Source organism: Sphingomonas sp. Ant H11, from assembly GCF_000797515.1.
Lineage (GTDB): Bacteria > Pseudomonadota > Alphaproteobacteria > Sphingomonadales > Sphingomonadaceae > Sphingomonas.
In genome coordinates, this window is the sequence record NZ_JSBN01000050.1 from 40,837 (window position 1) to 49,998 (window position 9,162).

Below are 9,162 nucleotides of genomic sequence, written 5' to 3' on the forward strand. Positions count from 1 at the left end.
ATCCTCCCCGTGCCGGGGAGGACAGGCACACATAAGAAAAGGGCCGCCCGGATTGCTCCGGACGGCCCTTTTTCTGTGCGCTTGAGCGAACGGCTCAGGCTGCGGCCGGTGCCTCGGCATCGTCCGCGCCGACTTCCGCCGTCGCGCCGGGTTCGGCATTGGGATCGTACGCTTCGACGAAACCAGCCTCGTCCTTTTCGAACATGGCTTCCATGACGTTGACGCCCTTGGCCTGCATCTCGGCCTCTTCGGGCGAGCGTGCAATGTTGACCTTGATCGTCACCGACACTTCCGGGTGCAGCGAAACCTTGACCTCATAGAGGCCAATTGCCTTGATCGGCTTGTTGAGCACGATCGCCGACTTCGAGACCTTGTGGCCAGCGGCGTCGAGCGCTTCGATCAGATCGCGCACGGCGACCGAACCATAGAGCTGGCCGGTGTTCGACGACTGGCGGATCAGCGTCAGCGTGATGCCGTCGATCGTCTTGGCTTCGACCTCGGCTTCCGAACGCTTGGCAGCGTTGTCGGCCACGATCTTCTCGCGGTTCTTTTCGAAGACCTTGCGGTTGGCTTCGTTGGAACGGAGCGCCTTCTTGTTCGGCAGCAGGTAGTTACGGGCAAAGCCGTCCTTGACCTTGACGACGTCGCCGATGTTGCCGAGCTTTTCGACGCGTTCCAGCAGGATGATGTCCATCTGTTGGGCCCCTTACTTAACGATGTAGGGCAGCAGGCCCAGATGGCGCGAACGCTTGATCGCCTGGGCGAGCTCGCGCTGCTTCTTGGCGCTCACCGAGGTGATGCGCGACGGGACGATCTTGCCACGCTCGGACACGAAGCCCTGCAGCAGACGGACGTCCTTATAATCGATCCGGGGCGCGTCCTTCGCGGAGAAGGGGCAGCTCTTGCGGCGGCGGAAAAATGGGCGTGCCATATCTATAGCTCCTTATTCGCCGTCAAAGCTGCGGCGGGGGCGATCCTCGCGGTCGCCGCGGTCGGGACGATCGCCACGGCCTTCGCGGCCGCCTTCACGATCGCTGCGACGCTCACGGTCACGATCGGACTTGCGCATCATCACGCTCGGGCCCTCTTCGGACGCGTCGATCTTGACGGTCATGTAGCGAATAATGTCTTCGTTGATCTGAACCTGACGCTCCAGCTCGACGATCACGCTGCCCGGGGCATCGATTTCGAGCATGACGTAATGCGCCTTGCGGTTCTTGGCGATCTTGTAGGCGAGGCTGCGCAGGCCCCAATTCTCGGTCTTGACGACCCGGCCTTCATTATCGTTCACGATCTTGGTGGCGATTTCCGCCAGAGCGTCCACTTGCGCCTGTGCCAGATCCTGGCGCGCAAGGAACACGTGCTCGTATAGAGCCATGTGTCTCGTCTCTCTTCTTGGCCGATCGCTGACGCCCGCACCATGCGAAACGCCCCTCCGGCTATCGTCTTGCATAACAACCGGGGCGGAAAGCGTGCGCTCTCCACCCCGATCGGCGTCCCATAGCGAAATTCGCGAGGAAGGCAAGCCCGGTACGGACCTCCGTCACCCCGGCCTTGTGCCGGGGGCCACCGTCGTCCGAGCGGATCGACTGCAGGGTGTGCGGCCCGGTGGATGCCGGGACAAGCCCGGCATGACGAAGACGACGCGCCTTAGTTGAACGCGCCCGCCAGCACCGCGCCGATCAGGCCGCCGCTGAGCGCGACGAGGACGGCGTCATTGCCCGAGCGCACCCAGTGATAGCCGCGCGGCGGCGCGTACAGGCGGCGGCCGCGATACTGACGCCAATCGCTGATTTCGCGATAGTTGGAGGCATAGCGGCGGTCGAAGCGCTGCCCGCGGGCCCAGCGACGGCCGGGTTCGGGACGGACGACCGTGCGCTTGGTGACGACGGTGCGGCCATTTGGCTGATGGCGGACCTCCGTCGTGCGGCGCTCGTCGCGCTGCTGCGCGCTCGCGGCGAGCGGGCTGAGGACGGTGGTGGCGGCCAGAACGGCGAGGATGAGTTTCTTCATGATGGGCTCCTTGTTTGTACACGGCGCCTTACTCCCGGCGTCGAACACATATGTGGGACGTGGTTGTCGCACGCCCGTGGCGGATAGAACCCGAAATGGTCGCAAAGTGTCCCGCCCGCTTCGGCCCTGTTCAGGTTCAGCGCAGGGTGCCCCGTTCTTGACGCGGCTTTGGCGGAGCGCCTAACCGCCGCACCAAAGGAGTATCACGATGCGCGCTTTCATTTTTCCGGGGCAGGGCAGCCAGAGCGTTGGCATGGGCAAGGCGCTGGCCGAGGCGAGCGCGGAGGCGCGGGCGGTGTTTCAGGAAGTCGACGAGGTGCTGGGCCAGCATCTGTTCCGGCTGATGAGCGAAGGGCCGGAGGATCAGCTGCAACTGACCGAAAATGCCCAGCCCGCGATCATGGCCAATGCCATCGCGACATTGCGGGTGCTGGAGAAAGAGGGCGGTATCCGGCTGGCGGACAAGGCCGATTATGTCGCGGGGCATTCGCTGGGCGAATATACCGCTTTGTGCGCTGCGGGCGCGATCGACCTGGCGACGACGGCGTTGCTGCTGAAGCATCGCGGGCTGGCGATGCAGGCCGCAGTGCCAGTCGGCGTGGGTGCGATGGCGGCGCTGCTCGGGGCCGATATCGACAAGGCGCGCACAATCGCCGAGGCGGCGGCCGAGGGCCCGCGCCGGAAGGCGGAGACAAATGGGTGTGCACCGTCGCCAATGACAATGATCCCTCGCAAGTGGTGATTTCGGGTCATCGCGGCGCGATCGAGCGCGCGGTGGCGCTGGCCAAGGACATGGGCGCGAAGCGCGCGGTCTTGCTACCGGTATCGGCACCGTTCCACTGCCCGCTGATGCAGCCCGCCGCCGACGCGATGGCAAAGGCGCTGGCCGATGCGCGGATCGATGCGCCGCTGGTTCCGGTTTTCGCCAATGTCACCGCCTCGCCGGTCGGCGATGTCGACACGATCCGGCGGCTATTGGTCGAGCAAGTGACCGGCATGGTGCGCTGGCGAGAATCGGTGCTGGCGATGGCGGAAACGGGCGTGGAGCGCTTCGTCGAATTCGGCGGCAAGGTACTGACCCCGATGGTCAAGCGCATCGCGGCGGACGTCGATGCCGTCAGCGTGGTGACGATGGCGGAGATCGAGGCTTTGGCGAAGGCGCTTTAGGACGTTTTTTGCGCAGGGATGAGGTGACCGCCTTCGCGTGAATCATATCAATCGGAGAGAATAATGTTCGACCTTACAGGCATGACCGCGCTGGTGACGGGCGCTTCGGGGGGGGATTGGGTCCGCGATCGCGCGCGCGCTTGCGGCACAAGGCGCGCGGCTGGCGGTTTCCGGGTCCAATATCGCAAAATTGGAGGCGTTTCGGGATAGCCTCGGCGGCGACCATGTCGCTTTGCCGTGCGACCTTTCGGATGGTGCCGCAGTCGATGCACTGGTGCCCGCGGCGGTCGAGGCGTTGGGGGGAAAGCTCGACATCCTCGTCAACAATGGCGGCATCACGCGCGACAACCTCGTCATGCGGATGAAGGACGAGGAATGGGATCAGGTGATCCGGGTCAATTTGGAGGCGGCGTTCCGGCTGGCCCGCGCGGCAGCACGCCCGATGATGAAGGCGCGCTTCGGGCGAATCGTGTCGATCACCTCGGTCGTCGGCACCACCGGCAACCCGGGCCAGGCCAATTATGCCGCATCCAAGGGCGCGCTGACCGCGATGTCCAAGGCGTTGGCGCAGGAACTTGCCAGCCGCGGCATTACTGTCAATTGCGTCGCACCGGGCTTCATCGCCTCGCCGATGACCGACAGCCTGCCCGATGCGCAAAAGGAAGCGCTTAACGCACGGATTCCGATGGGTAAGATGGGCGAGGGCGCGGATATCGGCGCGGCCGTGGTGTATCTGGCCAGCCGTGAGGCGGGTTACGTCACCGGGCAGACCTTGCACGTCAACGGCGGAATGGCGATGATCTGATCGCCATCGCATAGGACGGCGGCATGGTTAGCGATACGGTCCTGGCGGGCAAATAGCCCGGCTCGCCACGCCGCCCTCTTGCGCCGTTCCGATGCGCGTTCTACGTGCGTTCAGGAAACACCTAAACCCCCACCGACTAGAGGGAAGATACAATGAGCGAGATCGCAGAGCGCGTTAAGAAGATCGTCGTCGAGCACCTCGGCGTCGAAGCCGACAAGGTGACGGAAGACGCGAGCTTCATCGACGATCTGGGCGCGGACAGCCTCGACATCGTGGAACTCGTGATGGCGTTCGAAGAAGAATTCGAAGTCGAAATTCCCGACGATGCTGCCGAGAAGATCACGACCGTCAAGGATGCGATCACCTTTATCGACGAGCACAAGGGCTGAGCGCCACGCCTCTGGCGCGGCCGCACGGCTGAACACAGGAACGGCTCCCCGTCCCAGGGCACTGACCGGGGGCGAGGGGCCGTTTCCCATTTACGAGCATTTGAATAAACGGAGATGGCCATGCGCCGTGTTGTCGTAACCGGACTCGGGCTGGTGACGCCTTTGGGGGCCGATGTCGAAACCGCCTGGGCGAACATCCTGGCGTCGAAATCGGGCGCGGGCACGATCACGCGCTTCGACGCGACCGATTATGCCTGCACGATCGCGTGCGAGGTGAAGCCCGCCGATCATGCCTATGGCTTCGACCCGGGCAAGCGCGTCGACCACAAGGTGCAGCGCCAGGTCGATCCGTTCATTATCTATGGCATCGATGCCGCCGGGCAGGCGCTGGAAGACGCCGGTCTGCTCGACATGACCGAGGAACAGAAGTTCCGCGCGGGTTGCTCGATCGGATCGGGCATTGGCGGACTTCCGGGCATCGCCAGCGAATCGATCGTGTTGCATGAAAAGGGGCCGCGCCGCGTTTCCCCGCATTTCGTGCATGGCCGCCTGATCAACCTCATCACTGGCCAGGTGCAGATCAAATACGGCCTGATGGGGCCTAACCACGCGGTCGTCACCGCGTGTTCGACCGGCGCGCATTCGATCGGCGATGCCGCGCGGATGATTGCGATGGACGATGCCGACGTGATGCTGGCAGGCGGTGCCGAGGGCGCGATCTGCCCGCTCGGCATTGCCGGTTTCGCGCAGGCGCGCGCGCTGTCGACCAATTTCAACGCGACCCCCGAACGCGGCAGCCGCCCGTATGACAAGGATCGCGACGGCTTCGTCATGGGCGAGGGCGCGGGCGCGTCTGTCTTGAGGAATATGAGCACGCCAAGGCGCGCGGCGCGAAAATCTATGCCGAGGTGATTGGCTATGGCCTGTCGGGCGATGCCTATCACGTCACCGCGCCGCACCCGGAAGGCTCGGGCGCGTTCCGCTCGATGCAGATGGCGATGAAGAAGTCGGGCCTCGCTTTGTCCGACATCGATTACATCAACGCGCACGGCACCTCGACTCCGCTCGGCGACGAGCTGGAACTGAACGCAGTGCGTCGCCTGTTCGGCAACAATATCGACACGCTGTCGATGAGCTCGACCAAGTCGGCGATCGGGCATCTGCTCGGCGGCGCGGGTGCGGTGGAGAGCATCTTCTGCATCCTCGCTTTGCGCGACCAGATCGTGCCGCCGACGCTCAACCTCGACAATCCGAGCGAGAATTGCGCCGGCGTCGATCTGGTGCCGCATGTTGCCAAGAAGCGCTCGGTCAAGGCAGTGCTGAACAACTCGTTCGGCTTTGGCGGGACGAATGCGAGCCTGGTGATGCGGGCGATCTGATGCCGACCGCTTCCGTTCGCCCTGAGCCTGTCGAAGGGCAGCCCACCACGGGCGGAACCTCCGCTTTTGGGGAGCTGGGCTTCGACACGCTCAGCCCGAACGGGAAGTAGCGCCATGCGCAAGCTCGGTTGCCTTGGATTGCTGCTCGGGCTTGTCGCGATTGCCGCGTTGTTCGGCGTTGCGCAGATGTGGGGCGGGCGCGGGCCGCTCGCCCACCCGATCACGGTGCAAATCGCGCCGGGCAGCAGTCTGGCAACCGCTTCGGTGCAGCTGGAGAAGGCCGGGGCGATTGCGTCGGCGTCGCGCTTCCGCCTGTTTGCCAAGGTGTTCGGGGCGGACGCACCGATCAAAGCGGGCGAATATCGCATTCCGGCGCATCTGAGCCAGGCCGACATCCTCAAGGTGTTGCAGGGCACCAAGACGATCCAGCGCTTCGTGACGATCCCCGAGGGCTGGCCCTCGGTGCTGGTCAAGGACGCGCTCGACAAGACGCCGGGGCTGACCGGAACGGTTCCGGTGCCCGAGGAAGGGAGCATCCTGCCTGACAGCTACGCGTTCCAGCGTGGCGACAGTCGCGCCTTTCTCGTCAAACGCATGCAGAGCGTGATGCGCCGCTACCTCGCCAATGCCTGGGCGAATCGCAAGCCTGGGCTGGCCGTGACCACGCCCGAACAGGCCCTTATCCTCGCCTCGATCGTGGAAAAGGAAACCGGCAAGCCGAGCGAGCGCGCGATGGTGGCGGCGGTCTATTCCAACCGGCTGAAGCGCGGCATGATGCTGCAGGCCGACCCGACGATCATCTACCCGATCACCAAGGGGCGTCCACTCGGGCGGCGGATCTTGCTGTCCGAGGTTCACGCGGTGAACGCCTACAACACCTATGCGATGGTCGGGCTGCCCGCCGGGCCGATCTGCAACCCAGGCCGCGCATCGATCGATGCGGTGCTGAACCCGGCCCCCTCAAATGCGCTGTACTTTGTGGCGGACGGGTCGGGCGGGCACGTCTTCGCCGACACGCTGGAACAACATAACGCCAATGTCGCCAAGTGGCGCGCGTACCGCGCGGCGCACGGGATTTAGCCCCTAGCCGTCATGCCGGGCTTGTCCCGGCATCCACCGGGCCGCGCGGCATACGGGTGGTTGCCTTGGCAGTGTTCCCAATCTGCTGTACCTCCGGCGGAACAGGCGGTTGGGGAAGCATGGATGTCCTTGTGGCTGAGCATCGCCCTTCAGGCAGCAGAGGCTGCCCCGGTCGCGAAGCCCTTCGATTTGGCCGGGACCACCAAGCCCATCGGGCTAAATGCGCTTCCCAAGTGCGACGATACACTCTCTGCTGACGAAATTGTCGTGTGCGGGCGAAGGCGGGATCAATACCGGCTGCCGCTGCGCGAGGAGCCCGCGCCAGATGCGGATGCTGCGCGCGGGGCGGAGGCGAGTGGCCTGAGCGCCATCACCCCATCGGGTCGCTGCGGAATCTTTGCCGGGGAGCGGCGGTGCAGCAAACGCGAAGCGGCTGCCTACGGCTATGGCAATGGCCGCGATCCGATCACGCTGCTGACGCGCCTGGCCAAGAAGGCGCTTGATCCTGACGGGGAGTGAGGGTGGTGCGCCGCAGATTGTTCTGGTCGCCCCACGCCCGTCATGCCGGGCTTGTCCCGGCATCCACCGCGCCGCGTGTTCTGCGGGCGGTTGTCTTGGCGGGCCGGTGGACCCCGGCACGAGGCCGGGGTGACGGGTGTGCGCTTAGCCCCGCAGCCTGCTCGCCGCGCGCGCAAGCGCTTCCACCTCGGCCATCGAGGCGCCCTTGGGCGTCACCCAGCTTCCGCCGACGCACAGCACCGGCGCGAAGCCGAGCCATTCGGGCGCGCTCGTCTCGGTGATGCCGCCGGTCGGGCAGAATTTGCACTGGTAGAACGGCGCGGCGAGCGCCTTCAGCGCCTTCAGCCCACCATTCGCCTCGGCCGGGAAGAACTTGAAGTGGGTGAGGCCAAGGTCAAGCCCGGTCATGATGTCGGCGGCATTGGCGATGCCCGGCAGGAACGGCACGCCTGCGTCGATGATCGGGCGCGCGAGGTGCTGGGTCAGGCCGGGCGAGACGATGAATTCCGCCCCGGCGTCCACGGCTTGGGCAAACTGGTCGGGGTTCACGACGGTCCCGGCCCCGACGATCGCGCCGGGCACCTTCTTCATCTCGCGAATCGCGTCGAGCGCGGCCGGGGTGCGCAGCGTGACTTCGAGCACCTTCAGGCCACCTGCGACCAGCGCCTCGGCGAGCGGACGCGCGGTGGCGGCGTCGTCGATCACCAGCACCGGGATGACGGCGCTGGTCTGCATTACGTCGGCAATGGAGGGCGAAGCGGTCATAAGGTGTACTCCTGGGCATAAGCCGCCGCCGCGCCGAACAGGCCGGGCTGCGGATGGGTGATGAGTTTGACCGGAATCGCGGCCATGCGGTTCTGGAAACGGCCCTTGGCGGCGAAGCGCTCGGCAAAGCCCGAATTGCGGATATGGTCCTTGAGGCGCAGGCCAAGCCCGCCCGCGATGACCACGCCGTTCGCGCCATGCGCCAGCGCGAGATCGCCCGCGACCGCGCCGAGGCTCAAGCAGAAACGGTCCATCGCCGCGACCGCCAGGCTATCCTCACCATCGAGCGCCGCAGCCCAGATCGCCTTGTCGTCAATACGCGGGATGACACGATGTTCGATGTCGGCCAGCGTTTCATAAATGGCGACGATGCCGGGGCCGGAGACGACGCGTTCGGCCGAGACGCGGGTATAGGCCTTGCGCAGGCGCTTGACCAACTGGTCCTCCAGCCCGTCGAGCGGCGCGAAATCGACATGGCCACCCTCGGTCTCGATCACATGATAGCGATCCGGCCCGCGCAGCACCTGCGCCACGCCCAGGCCCGTGCCGGGGCCGCAGACGGTGAGGACACCGTGATCGGGGAAGGGCACGTCCGGCCCGCACAGGTGCAGGAAATCGCCCTGATCGACTTGGGCCACCGCCTGGCCGACTGCGCCGAAATCGTTGATCAGCACGAAGCTGTCGACGTGGAGCCGCTCCTTGATCAGCGGCGGGCGGATCACCCAGGGATTGTTGGTCAGCTTGATCACGTCGCCGCTGATCGGCGAGGCGACCGCGATGGCGGCGGCACGCGGCAGCGCGCGCCCCAATTGCGTGCCGAACGCCTCCCACGCGGTCTGGAAACCGGCATATTCGGCGGTCTTGAGCGTGACCGGCTCACCCAGCGAGACGACGCGGCCCTCGGCCACTTCGGCCAGCGCAAAGCGCGCGTGCGTGCCGCCAATATCGACCGAAACGATTTCCATTCTATCTCTCTCCGTCACTTTAGCCCCTCCCCTTCAGGGGAGGGGTTGGGGTGGGGACGGTGCCGCGCATACGCGGTGGT

At 65.3% G+C, this 9,162-nt stretch carries 9 protein-coding genes and 3 pseudogenes; 6 read left to right on the forward strand and 6 right to left on the reverse strand.

What is annotated here, in order from left to right:
* Positions 1 to 94 precede the first annotated feature (94 nt).
* From rplI to NW75_RS10595, 4 genes are all read right to left on the reverse strand, one after another.
* Complete coding sequence (rplI, locus tag NW75_RS10580; protein ID WP_010403349.1) at positions 95 to 694, reverse strand: 50S ribosomal protein L9; 600 nt, start codon at positions 692 to 694, stop codon at positions 95 to 97.
* A 12-nt stretch (positions 695 to 706) separates the two neighbouring features.
* On the reverse strand, positions 707 to 931 hold the full coding sequence (gene rpsR / locus NW75_RS10585; RefSeq protein WP_010163758.1) for a 30S ribosomal protein S18: 225 nt from the start codon (positions 929 to 931) through the stop codon (positions 707 to 709).
* 12 nt (positions 932 to 943) lie between these two features.
* Positions 944 to 1,378 carry a 30S ribosomal protein S6 gene (gene rpsF / locus NW75_RS10590; RefSeq protein ID WP_010403344.1) on the reverse strand — a complete coding sequence of 145 codons (435 nt, stop codon included), beginning with the start codon at positions 1,376 to 1,378 and terminating at the stop codon, positions 944 to 946.
* A gap of 272 nt (positions 1,379 to 1,650) precedes the next feature.
* Positions 1,651 to 2,013, reverse strand: a complete 363-nt coding sequence (locus NW75_RS10595; RefSeq protein WP_126845763.1) for an RcnB family protein — start codon at positions 2,011 to 2,013, stop codon at positions 1,651 to 1,653.
* A gap of 208 nt (positions 2,014 to 2,221) precedes the next feature.
* Here NW75_RS10595 and fabD point away from each other — a divergent pair.
* The 6 genes and pseudogenes from fabD to NW75_RS10625 all read left to right on the forward strand — a co-directional run bounded on the left by fabD (position 2,222) and on the right by NW75_RS10625 (position 7,352).
* Positions 2,222 to 3,180: pseudogene (gene fabD / locus NW75_RS10600) on the forward strand (ACP S-malonyltransferase).
* A 63-nt stretch (positions 3,181 to 3,243) separates the two neighbouring features.
* Positions 3,244 to 3,985: pseudogene (fabG, locus tag NW75_RS10605) on the forward strand (3-oxoacyl-[acyl-carrier-protein] reductase).
* A gap of 152 nt (positions 3,986 to 4,137) precedes the next feature.
* Entirely contained in the window at positions 4,138 to 4,374 is a 237-nt protein-coding gene (locus tag NW75_RS10610; RefSeq protein WP_033965183.1) for an acyl carrier protein, read from the forward strand.
* Between the two features lie 120 nt (positions 4,375 to 4,494).
* Positions 4,495 to 5,753: pseudogene (fabF, locus tag NW75_RS10615) on the forward strand (beta-ketoacyl-ACP synthase II).
* Between the two features lie 114 nt (positions 5,754 to 5,867).
* Positions 5,868 to 6,833, forward strand: a complete 966-nt coding sequence (gene mltG / locus NW75_RS10620) for an endolytic transglycosylase MltG (protein WP_033965184.1) — start codon at positions 5,868 to 5,870, stop codon at positions 6,831 to 6,833.
* 123 nt (positions 6,834 to 6,956) lie between these two features.
* Positions 6,957 to 7,352, forward strand: a complete 396-nt coding sequence (locus NW75_RS10625; RefSeq protein WP_126845757.1) for a hypothetical protein — start codon at positions 6,957 to 6,959, stop codon at positions 7,350 to 7,352.
* A 144-nt stretch (positions 7,353 to 7,496) separates the two neighbouring features.
* Here the strand turns inward: NW75_RS10625 and eda are convergent, their stop codons facing one another.
* Together eda and glk are read right to left on the reverse strand one after the other, a co-directional pair.
* Positions 7,497 to 8,117 carry a bifunctional 4-hydroxy-2-oxoglutarate aldolase/2-dehydro-3-deoxy-phosphogluconate aldolase gene (gene eda, locus NW75_RS10630; protein ID WP_033965186.1) on the reverse strand — a complete coding sequence of 207 codons (621 nt, stop codon included), beginning with the start codon at positions 8,115 to 8,117 and terminating at the stop codon, positions 7,497 to 7,499.
* Positions 8,114 to 9,082 carry a glucokinase gene (gene glk, locus NW75_RS10635; RefSeq protein ID WP_033965187.1) on the reverse strand — a complete coding sequence of 323 codons (969 nt, stop codon included), beginning with the start codon at positions 9,080 to 9,082 and terminating at the stop codon, positions 8,114 to 8,116. Before glk ends, eda begins: the two co-directional genes overlap by 4 nt.
* Between the last annotated feature and the right edge of the window lie 80 nt (positions 9,083 to 9,162).

Excerpts from the sequence above, each read along its gene's own strand:
- rplI (WP_010403349.1), bottom strand. The coding sequence starts at position 694 with ATGGACATCATCCTGCTGGAACGCGTCGAAAAGCTCGGCAACATCGGC.
- rpsR (WP_010163758.1), bottom strand. The coding sequence starts at position 931 with ATGGCACGCCCATTTTTCCGCCGCCGCAAGAGCTGCCCCTTCTCCGCG.
- rpsF (WP_010403344.1), bottom strand. The coding sequence starts at position 1,378 with ATGGCTCTATACGAGCACGTGTTCCTTGCGCGCCAGGATCTGGCACAG.
- NW75_RS10595 (WP_126845763.1), bottom strand. The coding sequence starts at position 2,013 with ATGAAGAAACTCATCCTCGCCGTTCTGGCCGCCACCACCGTCCTCAGC.
- NW75_RS10610 (WP_033965183.1), top strand. The coding sequence starts at position 4,138 with ATGAGCGAGATCGCAGAGCGCGTTAAGAAGATCGTCGTCGAGCACCTC.
- mltG (WP_033965184.1), top strand. The coding sequence starts at position 5,868 with ATGCGCAAGCTCGGTTGCCTTGGATTGCTGCTCGGGCTTGTCGCGATT.
- NW75_RS10625 (WP_126845757.1), top strand. The coding sequence starts at position 6,957 with ATGTCCTTGTGGCTGAGCATCGCCCTTCAGGCAGCAGAGGCTGCCCCG.
- eda (WP_033965186.1), bottom strand. The coding sequence starts at position 8,117 with ATGACCGCTTCGCCCTCCATTGCCGACGTAATGCAGACCAGCGCCGTC.
- glk (WP_033965187.1), bottom strand. The coding sequence starts at position 9,082 with ATGGAAATCGTTTCGGTCGATATTGGCGGCACGCACGCGCGCTTTGCG.